The sequence below is a fragment of the Pseudomonas sp. UBA1879 genome, from assembly GCF_002338065.1.
Lineage (GTDB): Bacteria > Pseudomonadota > Gammaproteobacteria > Pseudomonadales > Pseudomonadaceae > Aquipseudomonas.
In genome coordinates this window covers 23,820-45,944 of sequence record NZ_DDHJ01000004.1, presented here as the reverse complement: position 1 = coordinate 45,944, position 22,125 = coordinate 23,820, and the positions used below count along the sequence as shown (strand labels likewise).

Below are 22,125 nucleotides of genomic sequence, written 5' to 3'. Positions count from 1 at the left end.
CTCGTCGCGAACCGGAAATCCCTCTTCTTTCGTCTGACCGTGCCCGCACACCAGGCCTCTGACGGGATTTCCCGACGTAGATTTTCAAGCTCCTGGATCTGACGTCATATTTAGCCGCTGCGATTGCAGCGGCTTTTTTTTGGCTGCGCGTTTGAGGGGAGCGACTTTCCAAGACTGAACCGGATGCCCGTTTTCATCGATGTCGACTGTATCGGAAATGCCTGACAGCATTCTCAGCAGCAGTCCTACAATCCTTCATGTTTAAAGGTTAGATATCGGTGCAAACGGACTCGATGTCTGCGTACTGATGAACACTTTTAAACAAACGAGGTTTCATCATGAACAATAAGAAAATTGCAATTTTTATGCTGGCATTGAGTGTGAGCTCATTCACTGCCGTAGCCAGCGCAGGACCCAATCCCATCAACTTTAATTTCTGCACTAAACTGTCCGGGGCAATACCAGCGGGGGTGGTTGCTCCTCGCCAGCAACACGTGGTGTATGAGCCGTACACAGTTAAATGTGGCACCACTCAACATCACTTCAACGTTAGAGGCCCCTCAGGGCAAATTCCCGTCATCGTTCAACAACTTCGCGGGGGAAGTTGGTCTGCGGTGAGCGCGCCCACTTATGACCCATCAGGGGCGTTCGGAGCTGGAACATTCCGGCTTGTGCTGGACAACGTGCAAGGGGATACACCGGTGAGTTATACCGGTAGCTACACTGTGCCTATGTGACGTCTATGGCCTGGGCGGCTGAGACTCAGCCGCCAGGCTTCGCGTACATCATGCTCGAATGTTGACCAAGGATTTCTCTCGTGGCGCTTTTGCGTACTCTTCAAGCGCAAGCATGACCGAGATGGAAGTTTTCAGTTCTACCAAGGCCCCCTTGGCAAGTTCATTGCCTTCGGCGATAACATCACCGATTACCGTCAGTTCTTTCTGAAAAAACGCGTAAGCATCAACCTCCGCATCTATGTTGATTTCCTTTCCCGAATCATCGAACTGGACGTCGATGGCCGCAAACGTGCCCATCAGGTCGCTATCGATGATGCCCTTATCGGCAAGTATCACTGCGATTTCCCGGAGCTGTTTGTTACTGGTTCTTCTGGGATCGAATCCCGATAAATCGATATTCAGACCCTCAAGTTTTTTGGCATTTGCGATGCTGCCATCCGCCCAATACTGCCGGACCTTTTCCTTCACCCCCTCTTCCGCCGGGGTCAGCCCTGACTTGACATTGAATCGGCTATCCGGTGCTCGCACATACACCTTCAAGCGTTCCTGAACCTTGCTCAGATTCCCGATCATGAGTCCTCCGAAGATCACGTTGATCTTCAGTCCTGTCGGGCGCTTGGGGGTGAAGTTGAGGCCAAAGACATGAAGAAGGAATCATTGCCTTATAAAGAGACCATTCCTACAAAGCGCCCAATAATCGGCCTACAAAATACCCAGTCCGGGCGCGTTTGACTGGCTTGACCGATCCCGGATTCAACCGGGAAATTTGTGCAGGTTCGCCATCATTTCCCTTAATGCCTCGACGTTGTCAGTCGGGTGAGCGGCGTCGGCGAAGTCGTTGATGGTGTGCCATTGCGCGGCGACGTCTTCTGGCGAGAAGCCCGCGCGCGGGTCGAACCCGGCGCCAAGGCTACGCTCCCAACGGACTTTACCTATCCAGCCGCCGCCCACTTCGTACAGTCCGCCGCTCTCCTGGCACTGTTCACTGGCCAAATACACCACCAGCGGGCTGACGAGTTCAGGCTTGAGCAGTTCGAACACGCTGGCAGGGATCAGCCCTTCGGTCATTCGCGTGCCGCCGGTTGGCGCGATGGCATTGATCAGGATGTTGTTCTTGCGCCCTTCCAGCGCCAGTGTTCGGGTCAAGCCATAGAGGCCGAGTTTGGCCATGCCGTAGTTGGATTGGCCGAAGTTGCCGTAGATGCCTGACGTGGAGGAGGTGAAAATCACACGACCGTAATTCTGCTCGCGAAGGTGAGGCCAGGCCGCGTGGGTCACTTTATAGGCGCCCTCGACATGAACCCGGTAAACCAGCTCCCAGTCGGCGTCCTCCATTTTTGCGAAGCTTTTGTCGCGCAAAATGCCGGCGTTGTTGACCACGATGTCGACGCGGCCAAAGGCATCCAGCGCGTTCTGGACGATCTTGTCGCCCTCGGTGACCGAATCATGATTGGCGACTGCCTGACCGCCCGCCTTTCGAATCTCCGCGACGACGCGGTCTGCCGCTGACGCATTGGCGCCTTCGCCGTGGGCCGACCCGCCCAGATCGTTCACCACCACCCGCGCGCCATGGCGGGCGAACAGCAAGGCGTGTGCCCGTCCCAAGCCACCACCTGCGCCTGTGACGATGACCACTTTGTCGTCAAAACGTATCGACTCACTCATGCTGCGCTCCCCAAGGTAGTGCACGCGCTCGACATCCCAAAGGGCCCCCTCCAACGGGACGGAGCGGTCGAGCACGTGCGAAACAGTCCTGGAGTGTCAACCAGTCACAGGCGGGTCACAATCAATACGAACCGCTCTGAATGGTGTTCGATAACACAAAGGGATGATTGGCCGGCGGGCTGTTCTGGAGGGCCATCGGCACGGCGGGCGCAGGGGTGAAGGTTGCAGCCGCGACACGAAACGCCTCGTAGCAACTCAAGACCCGCGCGGGGGCTTCGGTTTGCGGGTAACGGCCCACGTTGGGCAACAACACGGTGTCCGGGTCAGGAATCAGCTCACGGTAGCGCTCTACCATCTGCACGCCTGACACCGGGTCGGCAGCACCGTTGATGAAGCGCATTGGCACCTTATTACGCTGCATCGCCTGTACCCAACGCTCACGCAGCGCTGCTCGCTCGGGAACGTATTTGATCAAGCGGTACAGAACATGATGCCCGCGAGCGGCAGAAATCAGGCTCCAGAAATCGTCCAGTTCGCTTTCGCTGGGGCGGGTGTCGGGTCCGAACGTGCGGCTGAAATCCCGATCCAGACTGTTGCGATCGAACAGTCGTCCTACCAGCCAGCCCAACCGACCGAGCAGCATTGTTTGAACCCGCAACGGGCGGTGCCTCTCGGGAAATAGCACGCCATTGAGAAAGGCGCAGCTGCCCATCTCGAAGCGACCCTCGGCATGGCGGGCCAAGAGTTCCTGGGCAACGCTGTCGCCATAGTCATGCGCCAGCACATGCACTGGCCGCTTAACGTCCAGGTGTTCAAGCAGCGCCTGCTGAAGATCCGCTTGCTCCAACAAGCTGTAGGCATGCTCACGGGGTTTGGCTGAATCGCCGAAACCCAGCATGTCGCACGCGATGACCCGGTATCGACGGGCGAGAGGTTGCCAAAGGTAATGCCAATCCCAGCTGGCGGTAGGAAAGCCGTGGATCAATAGCAGGGGCTCGCCTTTCCCCGCCGCCCAGTAGCGAATTCTATGGCCGCGAAAGACGAAGTCGTGCCCGCGCCTGCGCCAGACGCACAGCGGAATTTCCGCCAGTCCCATTACTGCGCGTATCCCGGGGAGTGCTGATCGAGTTTACGCAGCAGCGCGGGCCAGGCCAGCTTTCCGCCCATGCCCTCGGCGCTGCGCGTCACACCAGCCACCATCGCTTTCGCGCCTGCCAGAATCTTTCCGTCGATCGGGATCAGCTCAGCCCCGCCACCTTGGGCAAGCACCTGAATTTCGCAGGCGCGCTGAAAGGTGAACATCATCAGAAAGGTGTCCGCAATGCTGGAGGCGCAGGTCAACAGCCCGTGGTTGTTGAGCATCAGGAAATGGCAATCGCCGAGGTCTGCCTGCAGGCGCGCCTTTTCTTCGTGATTCAGCGCGACGCCCTCATAGCCGTGGTACGCGAGACTCGACAAGACAAATAGCGATTGCTGGCTGATCGGCAACACGCCTTGCTTCTGCGCGGAGACTGCGACGCCTGCTGCGGTGTGAGTGTGCATCACGCACATCACGTCGTGACGCACTTCATGCACGGCGCTGTGAATGGTGTAACCGGCCGGGTTGATGTCGTACGGGCTGTCCATGAGTTTCTTGCCCGACTGATCGACTTTGACCAGGCTGGACGCGGTCATCTCGTGAAACATCATGCCGTAGGGGTTGATGAGAAAGTCTTCAGTGCCCGGAACCTTGGCTGAGATGTGGGTGAAGATCAGGTCATCCCAACCCTGCAACGCCACCAGCCGATAGCAGGCAGCGAGGTCTACTCGGGCTTGCCACTCGGCAGCGCTGACTCTCTCTTTGAGGCTGGGATCAAGGGGGCTGACGGCGTCGGTGGCTACCTGTGCGACATTCACGATGGGCAATCCTCGTCGGCTAGTGGCTCTGATGGATCAGCAGTCTAGCCAGCCGGGAAACAACCGCTACTTGCCTTGGCAGCCACCTTAATGACCCGGCGAGTCAGCCTTTGCAGGAGAGGCTCTGGCGTGGGGCTCATGGCGAGGCGAGGCATTGCGCCACTGGGCATTGCTTCAACGAACCGCGCGCCAGAACGAGTCAGGCGCCGAGTTTTTCGATGAAGGCTGCGAGCCAAGGCTCGGCATCGCTTTCCGGAGTGACGGTTTCACTGGCGTCCAGACGCAGCATCTCCTGCACTTCGCGAATGCCCACTTCCATGAACAGCTCACGCAATTGTTCGCCACCGCCGCAGAAGGTATCGCCGTAGCTGGCATCGCCCAAGCCAATAACACCGCCCGGCAAACCTCGCCATGCCGCGGGTAACACGTCACGGATTTGCGAGTACAGCGGCAGAATGTTGTCCGGAAGCTCGCCCAGACCGGTGGTCGACGTCACCGCCAGGAAAGCGTCGGGCGCGAAGGCCTGCAGATCGGCCAGTGTCGCGCGGGGGTTGAACAAGACGTCATGGCCAGCATTCTTGATGAGCTGTTGAGCGTGTCGGGCAACTTCTTCGGCAGAGCCGTACACCGAGCCCGAAACAATGGCGACTTTCATTGTGTGATCCTGTGACTGATTGAAATCGTGCCGCATTATGCCCGAGTCGGGCGCAATGTCTTAGAATGCGGCCTTCGCAATCGCAGGGAGGCCGCTGATGATCAACGCAAAGCTGATGCAACTGGCGATCGACGCCTCGAACGACGGCATTGTGATCGCCGAGCATGAGGGTGACGACAACATCCTTATTTACGCCAACAAGGCTTTCGAGCGCCTGACTGGATACAGCGCCGAGGAAATGCTCTATCAGGACTGCCGGCTGCTACAGGGCGATGATCGGGACCAATTTGCACGGCGGGCCATCCGAGAGGCACTGCGCAAAGGAAGGCCCTGCCGTCAGATCATGCGCAACTACCGTAAAGACGGCAGCGTGTTCTGGAATGAGCTGTCGATCACCCCGGTATACAACGAGGCGGAAAACCTGATGTATTACATCGGCATACAGAAGGACGTCACCGAGCACGTCGAAACCCAACAGAAAGTTGTCGAATTGCAGGCAGAACTGGCGCAAGCTCGTAGGGAAATAGCGGCGCTAAAGGGCTAACGCCCTCAACTGACGAACGGCAGCAACCAAAAAGCGAATTTAATGTCTGCTTTTTCAATAACCGGTTAACTCGAGCTTGGCCATGCAGCGCGACAACATTCTCACGCAGGATGAGCTGGACTTCATCCAGAACATGCAGCACAACCCGAAGCTGAACCTGCGCGACAAGTCCCGTAGCCTGGTGGTCAACGGCGGTGTGCAGATTCAAGATCTGTTGACGCGTCTGGCCGCTCATGAACAAGTCACGATTCAAGCCCAATTCGACAACCAGCAGATGACCTTCCCGCTGCATCTGGTCGAAGACGAATTTCACGCCCTGCACCTGGAACTGGGCGCTCCCAGCATTTTTGAAGAAGGCCCGCGGATCCGGCCATGGCGTCTGATTCTGCCAGAACCTGTGGCCCTTGAAACCGAAAAAGGTGCGCTGACTGCACTGTGGGTGCACGAGATTTCCTTCAAAGGTGTCCTGCTGGAAATCCGCAAGCAGACCAAACCGCCCAAGTATTTCTCGGCCTGGTTCACCCCGTTGGGCCTCCCGCCCATCGCCCTGCGCGGCACCTTCGAACGCCTGACCGAACACGGTCTCGCTGCCTATCGCTTGAACCAGAACAGCAAAGAAGACATCGAGCGCCTGCGTCAGTACATCCTGCAGGAACACCGCAAGATTCACCCCTCCATGCACCTGTTGAAGCAGCGCTGAGTTTCGAGCAGCACGCAGCAAGACCTGACCGCGTCGCGGCCACTTGCCGCTTTCCGCTATCGGTGCAGTGCTGGATTTACGAGTCGAGATGCCCCGCCAGAAACTGCTGCAGGCGTCGCCGCATCACCCCGCCATCGCTCCCCAGACACCCAATAACTGAGCCTCGCAAACTGTCTTGTGCCATGTCGGCGGTCTTGCCGGCCAGCAATAGCGGGCAAGTGAGTTCGAGGCTCAGCCGCTCAAGTCGTTTTTTGAAATTCGCGCAGGGCAGTGAGTTGGAAAACAGCACCATGGCATCCGCCTTGACCTTGCCGCAGACGAGCGGCAGTTCCTCGAGGGGCTGACCCGGCGCCAGCACACTGATGGCGATGCGCTCGGACGCCATCAATAAGGCTGCGACCCACAGTTCGAGCTCACGCCCCGCACCCGGCATGGCGGCGACCAGCACTCGGTGCTCACCTTCCGACCGCGCCGAGCGTAGCCGCTCAAGCGTGCGTCCCCGCAGGAAATGGTCGAGAAACAGCCACTCGCTGAGGGGCCCGAACGCGTCGTGACGCGCGACAAACTCACTCCAGACGGGCATCAGCGCTTCTTCGTAGACCACCGACAGCGGGTAAGCGAAAAGTAGCTGATCGTACAGCTGGTCCAGCCCTTGCTCGTCAAAGCTCTCGACTGCCTGGCGCAGCCGCCCTTGCCACGCCCCTATCCCTTCGCCGTCGACCACGGTAAGCGGCCTGCGGGCTTTCGCAGCCAGATCACGGGTATCTGAAAGAATCTTCCCCACCTTGCTGATGGCGACACCCCGTTCGGTCCACATGAGAATGCTGCGAATGGTCTCCACATTGGCCAGGGTGTACAGCCGATGGCCACCGTCGGTCCGGGTCGGGGTGATCAAGCCATGTCGCCGTTCCCAGGCTCGAAGCGTGACCGAGTTCACCCCCGTCAGGCGCGACACTTCGCGGATGGGCAACAGTTCTTCATCGTCTACAGATGGCAGACTGCGCGGCTGAGTCATCGAGGTGTCCATCTTGAAGTGATTAGAAACAGGAGTGTACATCCGCTGCGGACCCGCGGCGGTCAGTTGATCGGCAAAGACTTGTAGCTTTGCCCACAGAATCAGGAATAATCCTTGCTTGCATTCTGAAGTGAATATGACGGCTCGCCACCATCCCGGCGCGCCGCTTTGTGATGTCCCTACCCGGGAAGGTCACGTGTCTATCGGAGATACACAATGTCTGAGTCCCCCGTCACCCTGATGGTCGCCCGTCGCGTCGCCGATGGCCGCTACGAGGAACTCATTGCCTGGCTCCATGAAGGCGAAACTCTTGCCACCGACTTCCCCGGTTATCTGGGTTCGGGCGTCCTCGCGCCGCCGCCCGGCGATGATGAATTCCAGATCATTTTCCGGTTCGCCGATGAAGCCACGATGCACGCTTGGGAGCATTCTGCATCCCGGCGCTCCTGGTTGGTGCGTGGCAGTGGGTTGTTCGCCAAAAACTCCGTACACCGGGTGCGCGGCATCGACGGCTGGTTTGGCGCTGCGGGTCAGCGTCCGCCGCGCTGGAAGCAGGCCATCGCCATCTGGCTTGCCTTCTTTCCCGTGTCGCTGATCTTCAACTACGCACTCGGCCCGTTGCTGGGCGAATTGGCGCTGCTGCCGCGGATCATGATCAGCACCCTGATTCTCACGCCATTGATGGTGTTCTGGTTCATCCCGCTGTCGACCCACCTGTTATCAGGGTGGTTGCAGAGCAACAGTCAGCCGCCCGTGGCACAGGCTAAGTCGGCGTCTACGCACTGACTGCAACGCGTTCCAGACTTCAATGCCCACCCTGCGGGAGCCGGCTTGCTGGCTCCCACCAGGATCCTGCTTGCATCCAACCCACAGTTGTACAGCACTGACCATTGGGTTAACTTTGCCCAACACGTTCGATCGCTGATGGCGCAATGAAACCAATGGCTCCGCCGCTCGACTCGGTACGCCAGCGACCTCCCGATTTTCCTCTTCCTTGATAACGCGCGAGCTGCCATGCCCTCCTCCCTTGCCCCTGTCCTGATCACTGGCGCCAGCCAGCGAATCGGCTTGCATTGCGCTGAGCGGCTATTGGACGACGGACAGCCGGTGATCATCAGCTATCGTACCGAACGTCCAGGCGTAGAGCGGTTGAGGGGATTGGGGGCCGTTGCAATCCAGGCCGACTTTTCCTCGCAAGAGCGCGTGATGAGTTTCATCGCGCAGTTGAAGACGCACACCCCGCGTTTGCGCGCCATTGTTCACAACGCCTCCGAATGGCTGGCAGAAACCGAGGGCGACGAGGGCGACGTGTTCATGCGGATGTTCAACGTGCACATGCTCGCGCCTTACTTGATCAACCTGCATTGTGCCGAACTGTTGCAGCGCTCGGAGGTGGCCGACATCGTCCACATCGGTGACGACGTCACGCGCAAGGGCAGCAGCAAACACATCGCATACTGCGCAAGCAAAGCGGGTATGGACAACCTGACGCTGTCATTCGCTGCTCGATACGCTCCGGGGATAAAGGTCAACGGCATCGCACCGGCGATGCTGATGTTTCAACCTGACGACGACGCGGCGTACCGCGCCCGCGCGCTGGCCAAATCGGCGTTGGGCATCGAACCCGGCCCCGAGGTGATCTACCAGAGCCTGCGCTATTTGCTGGACACCCCGTACGTTACCGGCACCACATTGACCGTAAACGGCGGACGGCACGTCAAGTAAGCCGCCCCGAGGACCCTTTGATGACCCTGTCACTGTCAGAACACTACCGCGAAATCCTCGTCGGCCTGGGCGAAAACCCGGAGCGCGAAGGTTTACTGGACACTCCGAAGCGTGCAGCAAAGGCCATGCAATACCTGTGTCATGGTTACGACCAGACCCTCGACGCGATCGTCAACGGCGCGCTTTTCGCCTCGAACAGCGATGAGATGGTCATCGTCAAAGACATCGAACTGTATTCGCTGTGCGAGCATCACCTGCTGCCTTTCATTGGCAAAGCTCACGTGGCTTACATTCCCACCGGAAAAGTCCTCGGCCTGTCGAAGATCGCGCGCATTGTCGACATGTTCGCCCGCCGTCTGCAGATTCAGGAAAACCTGACACGCCAGATCGCCGACGCCATTCTCGACGTGACGAACGCGGCGGGGGTCGGGGTGGTCATCGAAGCCCAGCACATGTGCATGATGATGCGCGGTGTAGAAAAGCAGAATTCAACGATGAACACGTCGGTGATGCTCGGCGCCTTTCGCGATTCCAACACGACACGGATGGAATTCCTGCAACTGATCGGACGGAGTAAGTAGTCCATGGCAAGACTCGAACCAGGCACCGCACGCATCCGGGTCAAGGACCTGTGCCTGCGCACCTACATTGGTATCAACGAAGATGAAATCGTCAACAAGCAGGACGTGCTCATCAATCTGACGATCCTGTACGCGGCCCAGGAAGCGGTGCGTGACAACGACATCGATCACGCGCTCAATTACAGGACTATCACCAAAGCCATTATTCAGCACGTCGAAAGCAACCGTTTCGCGCTGCTGGAGCGGTTGACCCAGGAAGTGCTGGATCTGGTGATGAGCTACGAGGCCGTGCAATACGCCGAAGTCGAAGTCGACAAACCCCACGCGCTGCGCTTCGCCGAATCGGTGTCGATTACGCTGGCCGCTGAACGTTAAGAATCGTTGCCAGCACCGCTGCTCTGATTGCCAAATGGTAACCCTCTGTGGGAGCCGGCTTGCTGGCGAAAGCGGCGGTTCGGTTGAATCCATAGTGACGGATACATCGCATTCGCCAGCGAGGCGGCTCCTACAGGTCATCCGTCCGGTCGACAAATACCATTGCCCGCCCTGCCCCACACTCTTATCATCCGCCCCATCCTCAACTCCCACAGAGCCCATCATGACCGAGCAACAACGCCTCGAACTCGAAGCCGCCGCCTTCCGTCGTCTGGTCGCGCATCTGGACAGCCGCAAGGATGTGCAAAACATCGACCTGATGAACCTCTCCGGGTTCTGCCGCAACTGCCTGTCCAAGTGGTACAAGGCCGCCGCCGACGAAAAGCAGATCGACATCAGCCTCGATGACGCCCGCGAAGTGGTATACGGCATGCCATACGGCGAGTGGAAGTCCCTCTACCAGAAAGAAGCCAGCGCCGATCAGCAAGCCGCCTTCGCCAAGGAACAGAAACATGACTGACCTGAATACCCTGCGCGCCAGCCTGAAATCCGGTGAGCATGTGTTTGCCGATACTTTGGCGTTTGTCGCCGAACGTTACGAGTATCAGCCGCAAGCGTTCAGTAACGGCCCGGTAGAAAACGCCGCTGGCCAGAACGAAGGCTCGTGCAAGACCCTGGGCCTTGCGCTGCTGGAAGGTTTCAGTCATGAAGAAGCCCTGCTGGCCTTTGGCGAACACTACCGCGCCGTGGCGGCGACGCCTGACGGCAACGACCATGGCAACATTCGCGCGCTGATCGCCCACGGCCTGGCGGGCGTGAAGTTCAGCGCACAACCGTTGACGCGCAAGGCCTGAGCCGCATCCGTCTGTAGGAGCGCGCTTGCCCGCGATGGCTGCCGGGCAGTCACCTGCGGGTCAGACACACCGTCATCGCGGGTAAGCGCGCCTGCACGTCAGCGTTTAACGGACACAAAAAAACCGGCCCAAATGAGCCGGCTTTTTGTTTTGCAGCGGCCGATCAGAACGAGGCGTTCGCCAGCCCGTCCAGATAACGCTCGACGTCCAGTGCTGCCATGCAGCCCGCACCCGCCGAGGTAATCGCTTGACGATACACGTGGTCCGCCACGTCGCCAGCTGCGAACACGCCGTCGACGCTGGTGGCCGTCGCATTCCCCTCGCGACCGCCGTGGACGACCATATAACCGTCTTTCAAAGCCAGTTGGCCTTCGAACAACGAGGTGTTCGGGGTGTGGCCGATGGCGATGAATACGCCGTCGACTTTCAGCTCCGATGTGCTGCCGTCGTTGTTCTTCAAACGCGCACCGGTTACGCCCATGTTGTCGCCCAACACTTCATCCAGCGTCGAGTTGAGTTTCAGCTCGATCTTGCCCTCAGCGACACGTGCGTGCAGCTTGTCGATCAGGATCTTCTCGGCACGGAAGGTATCGCGACGATGAACCAGCGTGACCTTGCTGGCGATGTTGGCCAGGTACAGCGCCTCTTCAACAGCCGTATTGCCGCCGCCGATCACAGCGACAGGCTTGTTGCGGTAGAAGAACCCGTCACAGGTCGCGCAGGCTGAAACGCCTTTGCCCATGAACGCTTCTTCGGACGGCAGGCCCAGATAACGGGCGCTGGCACCCGTGGCGATGATTAGTGCATCGCAGGTGTAGGTGCCGCTGTCGCCTTTCAGGCTGAAAGGCTTGCCCGCGAGATCGACCGCGTTGATGTGATCGAAAATGATTTCGGTCTCGAAACGCTCGGCGTGCTCGCGCATCCGTTCCATCAGCACCGGACCGGTCAGGCCATGGGGGTCGCCCGGCCAGTTGTCGACTTCGGTGGTCGTGGTCAATTGACCGCCCGCTTGCATACCGGTGATCAACAGAGGCTTGAGGTTGGCACGGGCCGCGTAGACCGCAGCGCTGTAGCCGGCGGGGCCGGAGCCGAGAATAATCACTCGGGAATGACGTACATCAGACATGACACACTCCTATTGACCGGCCATTACGTGTGGTCGGAGTTACTGTGGTCTAAACCGGCGGACCGGCTGAATAAAACGGATCGGTGAGCAGCTTGGAGAAGATTCGCCCACCCATCCTGAAATCGTGACGCTGCGACCGAAGCCGCAGCGACGTTATTACAAGCTCTTGGCGTTCTCAGCCAAGTAATCGGCCACGCCCGAGGCGTCGGCCTTCATGCCTTTCTGGCCTGGACGCCAGCCAGCCGGGCAAACTTCGCCGTGCTGTTCGGTGAATTGCAGCGCTTCCACCAAACGGACCATTTCGTCGACATCACGGCCCAATGGCAGGTTATTGACCACTTGGTGCTGAACCACGCCATTCTGGTCGATCAGGAACGAACCACGCAGCGCAACGCCGTCGTCGTGTTCAATGCCGTAAGCGCGAGTGATCTCGTGCTTGATGTCGGCAACCATGGTGAATTGGACCTGGCCGATGCCGCCCTTTTCAACGGGTGTGTTGCGCCATGCAGCGTGGGTGAAATGCGAATCGACGGAAACACCGACCACTTCAACGCCCAAGTCGCGGAATTTAGCGACACGGTTGTCGTGAGCGATGATTTCCGATGGGCACACGAACGTGAAGTCCAGCGGCCAGAAGAACAGCACGACGTATTTGCCGCGCAGCGAAGACAGTTTGAAGTCTTCGACGATCGAACCGTCGCCCAGAACAGCGGCGGCTGTGAAATCAGGTGCTTGTTTGTTAACCAGAACGCTCATTAAGACTCCTGAGAGGTTCAACGTGAATCGAATAGGTCTAAAAGATGCCCGCAAGCTTATCGGGGCGGCAGAGATTAAGGAAATATCGTTTCACAATCCAGCTCATAGCCCGCACCTATTCCACGACGTCGTTGCTTGGCTGTCGTCCATAGACTCTATCCGCGCCTGATTGTTTCTGCGAATGTCGCCATGCCGATCCTGCTTCCGCCCCTGATGGAAAGTCGGTAAGGTCGGCGCGTTTTCAACGTATGGAGGCCCACATGCCTGCACCCGCCCTGTCCGGCCCGCAATACCTGCGCGAAGGCCTGAAACTGGTCCTCAGCCCTGGCCTGCGCCTGTTTGTCCTGCTGCCACTGACCATCAATCTGGTGCTGTTCAGCGCCATGATTTACTTCGCCGGTCATGAATTCGGCCTGTGGGTCGATTCGTTCATGCCGACCCTCCCCAGTTGGCTGAGCTTCCTGAATTACATCCTCTGGCCGCTCTTCGTGGTGCTGGTCGTATTAATGGTGTTCTTCACGTTCACCATGATTGCCAATGTCATCGCCGCGCCCTTCAACGGCTTTCTGTCTGAAAAGGTAGAGGTGGTCCTGCGCGGTACCGACGACTTCCCCGCCTTCAGCTGGGGCGAACTGATCGAAATGATTCCCCGGACCCTCAGCCGTGAAATGCGCAAACTGGGCTACTTCCTGCCCCGCGCGGTCGGGCTGTTCATCCTGTCGTGGATTCCAGTGGTCAACATCATCGCCGCGCCGCTCTGGCTGCTTTTTGGCGTGTGGATGATGGCGATCCAATACATCGACTACCCCGCCGACAACCACAAGATGAGCTGGCAAGACATGCTCGCCTGGCTGCGCGCCAAACGCTGGCAGAGCATGAGTTTTGGCGGGATCGTGTACCTGGTGCTGCTGATTCCGGTGGTCAACATCCTGATGATGCCCGCTGCGGTGGCAGGGGCGACGTTGTTTTGGGTCAGAGAACGCGGGGCGGAGACGCTGGCGGAGCGGATTCGCTGATCGAATGAAAGGCCTCACACGAGGCCTTTGTTTATTGCGTCAGAAGGAGACTCCATTCATCGAGGCCACCACCACCATATTAATGCCCCAGTAGATGACGCCAATGACCATCCACACGCAGTTCCATGGGGTGAAATCCTTGTTTTGACTCCCCTTGGCATCACCATTGGCCAAGTTCATGAACGACTGAGCCCGACGCAAAATCAGGCACTGGAGCAGCATCGGAATAGTCGAGGCGGCAACCATGGGAATAAAGCCCGCACTTGTAACCGGCTGACCGCTCAAACTCGTGACGAGGCCGATGATGAACCCCACGGTATGAGGGACTAGTGCCAAAAGAATCATTGCAGCGGCAGCCAATGCCCAGTAAGGCATCCCGCCTTTTTTCTGCTCTTTCAGTACAGCATCTACTTTGTAAAACAACGAAGGCAAGTAGAGCATGCCGAACACTGTTCTAGGCACAGGCCACAGCGAACGCCCCGAATGCACCTTATAAAGCGACCAGTTCTTGAAGTACCAATAGAGGCCATACAGCCCTGATGTGACGACCAACATCACTGTCAATTTGTCCAGCGACACGGTGAAAAAGGGTTGGCCGCTTTTCGATGCGGCGGTCAAATCAGCCGTCGGCGGCGTATAGAAAACGTCAGACATTTCGGTCCCTCGATAAATTAAAGACGCGCATCCTAATGCCGAAAACCGATCCTTGAATCACACCGTAGAAAATCAGGACAGATCCTACAAACGTCTTCCATACGTCCCACGCCGAATGTGTTCAATCATGATCACGCCCACGTCGAGCCCGTTCATCAATGGGAGTCCAAGCGCATGGAAACCCGTCATTTAAACCCCGCGAATCACACCAAACCGTCACTATTGCCGCAAAAACCCAAACGTGACCTCAACGCGCCCGCGTTCATGCAGGCGTTGACCGATGCCGTGAAAACAGTCACCTCGAAAACTTCACCGGCCGAACCCGCCACGCTCGCGCCCCCGGTGAGACCGCGTTCCCACCTGAATCTGATCAGCCTCAACCCCATTCAGACCCATTACACGCCCGAAGCCGCCGCGCTGGAAAAGGTCGGGTCATCGCGAATCGTGCCATTTACGGTTGGGGGGCTGAGATAAGTGGTCACAAATCCATCACCCAACCGCCACACAAGCGCAACGCCTGACGCTGAAACTGGCTGTCATGAGTAAGTCCTTGCATATCACCTTGATCACTGAAACGTACGCACCCGAAATCAATGGCGTCGCCAATACGCTGAGCCGGTTGTGCGACGGTCTGCGGCTGCGCGGACATCGTGTGGAGGTGATTCGTCCTCGGCAGAATGAGGATGAAAGACGTGCAACAGGTGATGATTTGATGCTGTGTCGCGGTTGGCCGATTCCGGGGTATCCGGGGTTGCAGTGGGGACAGTCGTCGATGCACAAGCTGCTGCGCCGTTGGCAGCGAGATCGACCCGATGTGCTGTACATCGCGACCGAGGGGCCGTTGGGCCTATCGGCGTTACGGGCGGCGCGGCGCCTGCGAATTGCGATTGTCAGCGGCTTTCACACCAATTTTCAGCAGTACACACGGCAGTACGGGCTGGGCTTCATCACCCGGTTGCTGACGTCGTATCTGCGTTGGTTCCACAACCGTTCGGACGCCACGCTGGTGCCCAGCCTCAGTCAGAAGACGGAATTGGAGCGACGCGGCTTCGAGCGGCTGGAGTTGCTGTCGCGAGGAGTGGATTGTCAGCTGTTTCATCCGTCTCGACGCTCCAGCGCGCTGCGTGAGACATGGGGGCTGAGCGCTGAGGACACAGCCGTTCTGCATGTAGGAAGACTCGCCCTGGAGAAAAACCTGGGCGTGCTGAAGACCACGTTCGATAGCCTGGTCGCTGCCTACCCCGACAAAACGCTCAGGCTGGTGATCGTCGGCGACGGACCGATGCGACAGGTGCTGCAACCGCAGTTGCCGGACGCGATCTTCTGCGGCACGCAACGAGGTGAGGCGCTGGCCACTCATTACGCCTCGGGGGATCTGTTCCTGTTTCCGAGCATGACCGAAACCTTCGGCAATGTGGTGCTTGAAGCCTTGGCATCGGGGCTGGGAGTGGTGGCCTACGACGAGGCTGCGGCAGCCCAACACATCCGCCATGGCCACAATGGCGCGGTCGCCATGCCTGGGGATGAAGAGGGCTTCATTGATGCCGCACGCTGGATGCTGGAAGACGTTGAAACCCTGCGAAGGGTTCGCCTGAACGCCCGACAACACGCTAGCCGTCAGGGTTGGGCCGGTGTCATCGAGGCGTTCGAGCAGTATTTACGGATGGCCAGTGAACAGCGGGATGGCGTCGCGCTGGGGGTGTAATTCCATCCGTGAAAGTGAGCGTGCTCACGAAGGGGCTCCTCCAGCCACATCAGAGGCCGCGCCTGGAAATCGGTCCCTGTGAGTCAATCCTCTCCCGCTGGGGTTCACCGTGCAGAGAAGGGAAGGGCTAGCCTCCCCGGTGATTATTCCAACTTACCCAGCGCATCCCGACTGAACGGCAGGATGTCGTTCTCACGCCCTTCCCGCACTTTCAACGCCCAATCCGGGTCGACCAGCAGCGCGCGGCCGACGGCCACCAGATCGAACTCTTCGTCGCCGAGACGCTTGAGCAGGTTCTCCAGGCTCGCCGGTTGCGCGACCTTATCGGTGTTGACCATGAACTGCAGAAACTCGCCGTCCAATCCGACGCTGCCGACGGTGATCGTGGGTTTGCCGGTCAGTTTGCGGGTCCAGCCCGCCAGATTAAGGTGGGAACCTTCGAATTCCGGCTCCCAAAAGCGTCGCGTCGAGCAGTGGAAAATGTCCACGCCAGCGTCAGACAGCGGCTTGAGAAAGGCGCCCAGTTCTTCTGGGGTTTGCACCAGACGTGCGGCGTAGTCCTGCTGTTTCCATTGGGAATAACGGAAGATGATCGGGAAATCAGGGCCCACAGCGGCGCGCACGGCTTGAATCAACTCGATGGCGAACCGCGAGCGATGGGCCAGATCGCCCCCATACTCATCGCTGCGCTGGTTGGTACCTTCCCAGAAAAACTGATCGACGATGTAGCCATGGGCGCCATGGATTTCCACGCCATCCATGCCGATGGCCTGCGCGTCTTTCGCGGCTTGTGCGAAGGCAGCGATGACGTCAGCGATGTCCTGTTTGCTCATGCCATGGACGACCACATTGCCGTCTTTGAGCTTTTCGGTCGGACCGTAAGCGGGCACGGTGCCGTCAGGTTCGGTACCCAGTCGACGCACCGCGCCTACGTGCCACAACTGCGGGACAATCTTGCCGCCTTCCGCGTGAACGGCGTCCACCACTTTTTTCCAACCGGCCAGTGCGGCCTCGCCGAAAAATTGCGGAACGTTCGGATAGCCATTGGACGCCTTGTGTCCGACGGTGGTGCCTTCAGTAATGATCAGGCCCACGCCCGCCGCCGCACGGCGACGGTAATACTCGATGACTTTGGAGTTCGGCACGCCACCCGGCGAGAACGAGCGGGTCATGGGCGCCATTACCACCCGTGTCGGCAATTCCAGGCTGCCCATGTGAAAAGGTTTGAACAAGGCGTTGACTGGCATGCGCACGTCCTCGGCTGGGAAATATTATGAAGGTCATAAAGAATGCGCTGGCCGAAACGAGATGCAAAGCACTATTGATTTGGGTGATTAAGCGCTAGAAGAAACCGCGGAAGCAGTAGGCGTGAGCATGCTCGCGATGCATAAGTCCAGGCACCCATGTCGCCGAAGATAAGCCGTCGCGAGCAACCTCATGCCTGCAGTGATGGTGTTTGTTTTATGAAAGGAAGAGGCGATGACACCCGGCGTTTATCAATGCAGCGCCTTCTCGATCGCCTGAATCACGGCGGGATCATCTGGCGTGGTACGAGGCGAGAAGCGTGCCAGCACGCGACCGTCCTGCCCGACCAGAAACTTTTCGAAATTCCAGCTGATGTCGCCCGGGAACTCCGCGCCCTCCCCCGCCAGCATCTGATACAGCCGATGACGATGCGGGCCGTTCACGTCCAGCTTGTCCCCTAACGGGAACGTCACGCCGTAGTTCAGCGAGCAGAACGCTTGAATCTCCTCCTGAGTACCCGGCTCCTGGCCTGCGAACTGGTTGCACGGCAGCCCAAGAATGCTGAAACCCCGGTCCTTGTACTTTTGATAGAGGTTTTCGAGGGCAGCGTATTGCGGTGTCAGCCCACATTTAGAAGCCACGTTGACCACCAGGACCACTTTGCCCTTCAACGGCGCGAGAGGCAGTTCCTGGCCATCCAGAGCTTTCAATTTCAGGTCGTGAAATACACTCATGACGAAACTCCCCTGCGCACCATACAAAACATCGTTCACCGAAAAAGGCGCCCACTCAGGCCGCGAAACCGAATCGGTTTTCGCGAAGCCCGCGAGGACGCCTGGCCAGCTATCTGAGCTTAGCAGGACAAATCAGTGGTGATGGCCGCCTTCGCCATGTACGTGACCGTGGGCGAGTTCTTCCTGGCTGGCATCGCGGATGGCGACGATCTTGACCTGGAAATTCAGGCGCTGGCCCGCCAGCGGGTGGTTGCCGTCAACGGTGACATCGTCGCCGTCCAGATCACGGATGGTGACGATCTGCATTTGGCCGTCCGGCGCAGAAGCGTGGAATTGCATGCCCACTTCCAGTTCGTCCACACCTTCGAACATGCTGCGGCTCAGCGTGCTGACCAGCTCGGCCGAATATTCGCCATAGGCGTCTTCGGGCTCGATGGACACTTTCAGCTCGTCGCCGATGTCCTTGCCGTCCAGTGCCTTTTCCAGACCCGGAATGATGTTACCTGCGCCTTGCAGGTAAACCAGCGGCGCGCCGCCGGCAGAACTGTCGATGACCTCACCAGCGTCATTGGTCAGGGTATAGTCAATGGAGACAGCCTTGTTGGCGGCGATCGGCATGGGGCAAGACCTTTTGCAAATAGAGATAAGAGCGAGCAAGTCTAACCAAGCCCTCGCGCGAAAGCGAACGCAACTCAGACGGACGGCCCCGATTGCACGACCCTGCGATACCTCAGAACGACACCACGATCACGGGCTTTCATCAGGACCAGGACGGTCATTGGGTGGCCGAGCTCGCCTGTGGTCACACTCAGCATCTGCGGCATCAACCGCCCTGGCAGTCCCGCGCCTGGGTGCTCGATGCGCACGAGCGACAGAAAAAAATTGGCCAATCCTTTCGCTGCGGCTGGTGCGCGCAGGGGGCAGATGACGATAACCTTGTGCCCCGTTGAGACGCTGCGATTGAACAGCGTCCTGTTTGACCCGGCCCCTGACAACGCCCCTGGCGAACCGGCCCTTGCACGCTCACCTTCGAGAAGCCCGCATGCAGACTTTTTTTATCGCGCCCACAGACTTTGGAGTGGGTTTGACGTCCATCAGCCTCGGGCTGGTGCGCACGCTGGAGCGCGCCGGACTCAAAGTCGGCTTTTTCAAACCCATCGCCCAGCCTCACCCCGGCGACCTTGGCCCTGAACGCTCGACCGAACTGATCGCCCGCACCCACGGCCTCAAGCCGCCCAAGCCCCTCGCTCTAGGCCATGTCGAACGCATGCTCGGCGAAGGTCAGCTGGATGAGCTGCTGGAAGAAATCATCAATCTCTATCAGGAAGCCTGCGTGGGTCGCGACGTGCTGATCGTCGAAGGCATGGTGCCGACCCGCAGCGCGAGCTATGCCGCACGGGTCAACCTGCACATGGCCAAGGCGCTGGACGCCGACGTGATCCTGGTCTCGGCGCCGGAAAACGAAGTGCTGACCGAGCTGTCCGGCCGCGTCGAGTTGCAGGCGCAGATGTTCGGCGGCCCGAAAGACCCGAAAGTCCTGGGCGTGATCCTCAACAAAGTGCGCACCGACGAAAGCATGGAGGCGTTCTCGGCGCGGCTCAAGGAACATTCGCCCTTACTCCGCAGCGGCGACTTCAAGCTGCTGGGCTGTATCCCGTTTCAAGCCGACCTCAACGCACCGCGTACCCGTGACGTCGCCGAATTGCTGGGCGCGCAGGTGATCAACGCCGGCGATTACGAACAGCGGCGCATGTCGAAAATCATCATTTGCGCGCGCACCGTGCTCAACACCTTGCAGCTGCTCAAACCAGGGGTGTTGGTGGTGACGCCGGGGGATCGCGACGACATCATCCTGGCCGTGAGCATGGCGACGATGAACGGCGTGCCACTGGCCGGTCTGCTGCTGACCAGCGACACCCGCCCCGATCCGCGCCTCATGGAGCTGTGCGCCGGGGCGTTGCAGGCCGGACTGCCGGTGTTGTCGGTCAGCACCGGTTCGTATGAAACCGCCAACCAACTGAATCAATTGAACAAGGAAATCCCGATCGACGACCGCGAACGCGCGGAAATCATCACCGATTTCGTCGCGAGTCATCTGGACGCCAACTGGCTGCATCAACGCTGTGGCACGCCTCGGGAGATGCGCCTGTCGCCTGCCGTGTTCCGCTATCAGTTGATTCAACGGGCTCAGGCCGCCAACAAACGTATTGTTCTGCCGGAAGGGGCCGAGCCACTGACCGTTCAGGCCGCCGCGATCTGTCAGGCCCGCGGAATCGCCCGCTGCGTGCTGCTCGCCAAGCCCGACGACGTGCAGGCCGTGGCCCGCGCACAAGGCATCGAGCTGCCCGCGGGGCTGGAAATCCTTGACCCGGACGACATTCGCGAGCGCTACGTTGGGCCAATGGTGGATCTGCGCAAGAACAAAAGTCTCAACGCGCCCATGGCCGAGCAACAGCTTGAAGACCCTGTGGTGATTGGCACCATGATGCTGGCGCTGGATGAAGTCGACGGGCTGGTGTCGGGGGTCATTCACTCGACGGCCAACACCATCCGTCCTGCCCTGCAGCTGATCAAGACCGCGCCAGGCTGCACGCTGGTGTCGTCGGTGTTCTTCATGCTGTTTCCCGAGCAGGTGCTGGTCTATGGCGACTGCATCATGAACCCGCACCCGACCGCGCAGGAATTGGCAGAAATCGCTGTGCAGAGCGCCGACTCGGCCGTGGCGTTCGGCCTGTCGCCGCGCGTGGCGATGATCAGCTATTCCAGTGGCAATTCGGCCAGCGGCGAAGAAGTGGAAAAGGTGCGCGAGGCCACGCAGCTGGCGCAGGAAACCCGGCGCGGCCTGTTGATCGACGGCCCGTTGCAATACGACGCCGCTGCCAACGAGAACGTGGCCCGACAACTGGCGCCGGACAGCCCGGTCGCGGGACGCGCCAATGTTTTCGTGTTCCCCGACCTCAACACTGGCAACACCACCTACAAAGCGGTGCAACGCAGTGCGGACTGCGTCAGCCTCGGCCCGATGCTGCAAGGCCTGCGCAAGCCGGTCAACGACCTGCCGCGCGGCGCTCAGGTCGATGACATCGTCTACACCATCGCCCTCACGGCGATTCAAGCGGCGAACCTGCCTTAACAACGCCGGTCTGCAACGTCAGTCACTCACAATAACGCCGCCGGGCACTCACCGGCGGCTGTCTTACCTCGGAGTTCGATCCCCCATGGATTTCTTGCCCGCCCCTTTGCGCGGCGTCCTCGCCTCGCTGCTGTTGGCGCTGAACACGATTGTCTGCTGCACGCCGCTGTTCATCGTCGCGGTCTTCAAGCTGTGCCTGCCCTTCCCCGCAGCGCAAAAGGTCACCGACTGGCTGATGAGCCACATTCATGAGGCCTGGATCAGCAACAACAACGCGTGGATCAACCTGCTCGGCCACACTCGCTGGCACCTGAGCGGGCTCGAAGGGCTGGATTATCAGCACTCGTATCTGGTGACCAGCAATCATCAGAGCTGGGTCGACATCATGGTGCTGCAATACGTGCTCAATCGTCGCATTCGTCCGTTGAAGTTTTTTCTCAAGCAAGAACTGATCTGGGTGCCGGTCATCGGCCTGGCGTGGTGGGCGCTGGGTTTCCCGTTCATGAAACGCTACAGCAAGGCGTATCTGGCCAAACACCCGGAGAAAAAAGGCAAGGATCTGGAAACCACTCGTCGCACCTGTGCGAAGTTTCGCGACAACCCAGTGGGCATTTTCAACTTCGCTGAAGGCACCCGCTTCACCCCCGGTAAGCACGCGCAGCAGCAGTCGCCATTTCGTTACCTGCTGAAGCCAAAAGCTGGCGGCATCGCCTTCGTGCTGGATGCGATGGGCGAGCAGTTGGAATCCCTGATCAACGTGACCATTCATTACCCGGCGGGCCAACCGGGGTATTGGGATTTACTCTGTGGCAACGTCCGTGAGGTGGTGGCGCATTTCGAGGAAGTGCAGATTCCGCAACAATTCATCGGCAAGAGCTACGATCAGGACGAAGCCTACCGCGCCGAATTTCAGCGCTGGATCAATCGTTTGTGGGAAGAAAAGGACGCGCTGTTGGGGCAGATGCATGAGCAATACGCTCGCAAAGGGCATCGCCTTTGAGTCACCCTC

General features: G+C 59.0%; 26 protein-coding genes and 1 pseudogene. 15 read left to right on the top strand and 12 right to left on the bottom strand.

What is annotated here, in order from left to right; all coding sequences use genetic code 11:
• Positions 1 to 338 precede the first annotated feature (338 nt).
• A complete protein-coding gene (locus B3N48_RS03440; protein WP_296179427.1) occupies positions 339 to 737 on the top strand; it encodes a hypothetical protein in 399 nt (132 codons plus the stop codon).
• A 48-nt stretch (positions 738 to 785) separates the two neighbouring features.
• On the opposite strand, the gene B3N48_RS03435 is transcribed toward B3N48_RS03440, so the two are convergent.
• The 5 genes from B3N48_RS03435 to B3N48_RS03415 form a co-directional block, all read right to left on the bottom strand.
• Positions 786 to 1,310 (bottom strand): hypothetical protein, encoded by a 525-nt coding sequence (locus tag B3N48_RS03435; protein ID WP_296179424.1) that lies wholly within the window; start codon positions 1,308 to 1,310, stop codon positions 786 to 788.
• A 180-nt stretch (positions 1,311 to 1,490) separates the two neighbouring features.
• On the bottom strand, positions 1,491 to 2,402 hold the full coding sequence (locus B3N48_RS03430) for an SDR family oxidoreductase (RefSeq protein ID WP_296179421.1): 912 nt from the start codon (positions 2,400 to 2,402) through the stop codon (positions 1,491 to 1,493).
• Between the two features lie 121 nt (positions 2,403 to 2,523).
• On the bottom strand, positions 2,524 to 3,498 hold the full coding sequence (locus B3N48_RS03425; RefSeq protein ID WP_296179418.1) for an alpha/beta fold hydrolase: 975 nt from the start codon (positions 3,496 to 3,498) through the stop codon (positions 2,524 to 2,526).
• Positions 3,498 to 4,298, bottom strand: coding sequence for a class II aldolase/adducin family protein (locus B3N48_RS03420; protein WP_296179416.1), 801 nt, complete (start codon positions 4,296 to 4,298; stop codon positions 3,498 to 3,500). Before B3N48_RS03420 ends, B3N48_RS03425 begins: the two co-directional genes overlap by 1 nt.
• Positions 4,299 to 4,497: 199 nt before the next feature.
• Positions 4,498 to 4,953: a flavodoxin gene (locus B3N48_RS03415; RefSeq protein WP_296179412.1), complete on the bottom strand. Its 456-nt coding sequence runs from the start codon at positions 4,951 to 4,953 to the stop codon at positions 4,498 to 4,500.
• Positions 4,954 to 5,050: 97 nt separating this feature from the next.
• Here B3N48_RS03415 and B3N48_RS03410 point away from each other — a divergent pair, with 97 nt between their 5' ends.
• Both B3N48_RS03410 and B3N48_RS03405 read left to right on the top strand, forming a co-directional pair.
• The gene (locus tag B3N48_RS03410; protein WP_296179410.1) at positions 5,051 to 5,497 is read left to right on the top strand and encodes a PAS domain S-box protein; all 447 of its coding nucleotides are present in this window, start codon (positions 5,051 to 5,053) and stop codon (positions 5,495 to 5,497) included.
• 82 nt (positions 5,498 to 5,579) lie between these two features.
• Positions 5,580 to 6,197 (top strand): hypothetical protein, encoded by a 618-nt coding sequence (locus B3N48_RS03405; RefSeq protein WP_296179408.1) that lies wholly within the window; start codon positions 5,580 to 5,582, stop codon positions 6,195 to 6,197.
• Between the two features lie 76 nt (positions 6,198 to 6,273).
• On the opposite strand, the gene B3N48_RS03400 is transcribed toward B3N48_RS03405, so the two are convergent.
• Entirely contained in the window at positions 6,274 to 7,212 is a 939-nt protein-coding gene (locus B3N48_RS03400) for a MerR family transcriptional regulator (protein WP_296179405.1), read from the bottom strand.
• Between the two features lie 216 nt (positions 7,213 to 7,428).
• Between B3N48_RS03400 and B3N48_RS03395 the strand changes: the two genes are divergently transcribed.
• The 6 genes from B3N48_RS03395 to B3N48_RS03370 all read left to right on the top strand — a co-directional run bounded on the left by B3N48_RS03395 (position 7,429) and on the right by B3N48_RS03370 (position 10,747).
• On the top strand, positions 7,429 to 7,998 hold the full coding sequence (locus B3N48_RS03395; RefSeq protein WP_296179403.1) for an antibiotic biosynthesis monooxygenase: 570 nt from the start codon (positions 7,429 to 7,431) through the stop codon (positions 7,996 to 7,998).
• A 228-nt stretch (positions 7,999 to 8,226) separates the two neighbouring features.
• Positions 8,227 to 8,937 (top strand): dihydromonapterin reductase, encoded by a 711-nt coding sequence (gene folM / locus B3N48_RS03390; RefSeq protein WP_296179401.1) that lies wholly within the window; start codon positions 8,227 to 8,229, stop codon positions 8,935 to 8,937.
• 20 nt (positions 8,938 to 8,957) lie between these two features.
• Positions 8,958 to 9,518 carry a GTP cyclohydrolase I FolE gene (gene folE / locus B3N48_RS03385; protein WP_296179398.1) on the top strand — a complete coding sequence of 187 codons (561 nt, stop codon included), beginning with the start codon at positions 8,958 to 8,960 and terminating at the stop codon, positions 9,516 to 9,518.
• Between the two features lie 3 nt (positions 9,519 to 9,521).
• On the top strand, positions 9,522 to 9,893 hold the full coding sequence (gene folX / locus B3N48_RS03380) for a dihydroneopterin triphosphate 2'-epimerase (RefSeq protein WP_296179396.1): 372 nt from the start codon (positions 9,522 to 9,524) through the stop codon (positions 9,891 to 9,893).
• A gap of 223 nt (positions 9,894 to 10,116) precedes the next feature.
• Positions 10,117 to 10,413 carry a DUF1244 domain-containing protein gene (locus B3N48_RS03375; RefSeq protein WP_296179394.1) on the top strand — a complete coding sequence of 99 codons (297 nt, stop codon included), beginning with the start codon at positions 10,117 to 10,119 and terminating at the stop codon, positions 10,411 to 10,413.
• Positions 10,406 to 10,747, top strand: a complete 342-nt coding sequence (locus tag B3N48_RS03370) for a HopJ type III effector protein (RefSeq protein ID WP_296179390.1) — start codon at positions 10,406 to 10,408, stop codon at positions 10,745 to 10,747. Before B3N48_RS03375 ends, B3N48_RS03370 begins: the two co-directional genes overlap by 8 nt.
• A 163-nt stretch (positions 10,748 to 10,910) precedes the next feature.
• On the opposite strand, the gene trxB is transcribed toward B3N48_RS03370, so the two are convergent.
• Positions 10,911 to 11,873 (bottom strand): thioredoxin-disulfide reductase, encoded by a 963-nt coding sequence (gene trxB, locus B3N48_RS03365; RefSeq protein WP_296179387.1) that lies wholly within the window; start codon positions 11,871 to 11,873, stop codon positions 10,911 to 10,913.
• Between the two features lie 156 nt (positions 11,874 to 12,029).
• A complete protein-coding gene (locus B3N48_RS03360) occupies positions 12,030 to 12,629 on the bottom strand; it encodes a peroxiredoxin (protein ID WP_296179385.1) in 600 nt (199 codons plus the stop codon).
• Positions 12,630 to 12,889: 260 nt separating this feature from the next.
• Here B3N48_RS03360 and cysZ point away from each other — a divergent pair, with 260 nt between their 5' ends.
• A complete protein-coding gene (gene cysZ / locus B3N48_RS03355; protein ID WP_296179383.1) occupies positions 12,890 to 13,645 on the top strand; it encodes a sulfate transporter CysZ in 756 nt (251 codons plus the stop codon).
• 39 nt (positions 13,646 to 13,684) lie between these two features.
• Here cysZ and B3N48_RS03350 read toward each other — a convergent pair whose 3' ends face one another.
• A complete protein-coding gene (locus B3N48_RS03350; RefSeq protein WP_296179380.1) occupies positions 13,685 to 14,299 on the bottom strand; it encodes a hypothetical protein in 615 nt (204 codons plus the stop codon).
• Positions 14,300 to 14,473: 174 nt separating this feature from the next.
• Here B3N48_RS03350 and B3N48_RS03345 point away from each other — a divergent pair, with 174 nt between their 5' ends.
• Complete coding sequence (locus B3N48_RS03345) at positions 14,474 to 14,773, top strand: hypothetical protein (protein WP_296179378.1); 300 nt, start codon at positions 14,474 to 14,476, stop codon at positions 14,771 to 14,773.
• A 64-nt stretch (positions 14,774 to 14,837) separates the two neighbouring features.
• Positions 14,838 to 16,004, top strand: coding sequence for a glycosyltransferase family 4 protein (locus B3N48_RS03340; RefSeq protein ID WP_296179375.1), 1,167 nt, complete (start codon positions 14,838 to 14,840; stop codon positions 16,002 to 16,004).
• A gap of 143 nt (positions 16,005 to 16,147) precedes the next feature.
• On the opposite strand, the gene B3N48_RS03335 is transcribed toward B3N48_RS03340, so the two are convergent.
• The 3 genes from B3N48_RS03335 to B3N48_RS03325 all read right to left on the bottom strand — a co-directional run bounded on the left by B3N48_RS03335 (position 16,148) and on the right by B3N48_RS03325 (position 18,601).
• Complete coding sequence (locus tag B3N48_RS03335; protein WP_296179372.1) at positions 16,148 to 17,257, bottom strand: NADH:flavin oxidoreductase; 1,110 nt, start codon at positions 17,255 to 17,257, stop codon at positions 16,148 to 16,150.
• A 243-nt stretch (positions 17,258 to 17,500) separates the two neighbouring features.
• Complete coding sequence (locus B3N48_RS03330) at positions 17,501 to 17,983, bottom strand: glutathione peroxidase (protein WP_296179369.1); 483 nt, start codon at positions 17,981 to 17,983, stop codon at positions 17,501 to 17,503.
• Positions 17,984 to 18,115: 132 nt separating this feature from the next.
• Complete coding sequence (locus tag B3N48_RS03325) at positions 18,116 to 18,601, bottom strand: FKBP-type peptidyl-prolyl cis-trans isomerase (protein ID WP_296179366.1); 486 nt, start codon at positions 18,599 to 18,601, stop codon at positions 18,116 to 18,118.
• Between B3N48_RS03325 and B3N48_RS03320 the strand changes: the two are divergent.
• The 3 genes and pseudogenes from B3N48_RS03320 (at position 18,570) to B3N48_RS03310 (ending at position 22,116) form a co-directional block, all read left to right on the top strand.
• Positions 18,570 to 18,933, top strand: a pseudogene (locus tag B3N48_RS03320) (DUF3565 domain-containing protein). The gene B3N48_RS03325 and the pseudogene B3N48_RS03320 overlap by 32 nt on opposite strands.
• Positions 18,934 to 19,025: 92 nt before the next feature.
• Complete coding sequence (gene pta, locus B3N48_RS03315) at positions 19,026 to 21,116, top strand: phosphate acetyltransferase (protein ID WP_296179363.1); 2,091 nt, start codon at positions 19,026 to 19,028, stop codon at positions 21,114 to 21,116.
• 85 nt (positions 21,117 to 21,201) lie between these two features.
• Positions 21,202 to 22,116: an acyltransferase gene (locus B3N48_RS03310; protein ID WP_296179361.1), complete on the top strand. Its 915-nt coding sequence runs from the start codon at positions 21,202 to 21,204 to the stop codon at positions 22,114 to 22,116.
• The last annotated feature ends 9 nt before the right edge of the window (positions 22,117 to 22,125 follow it).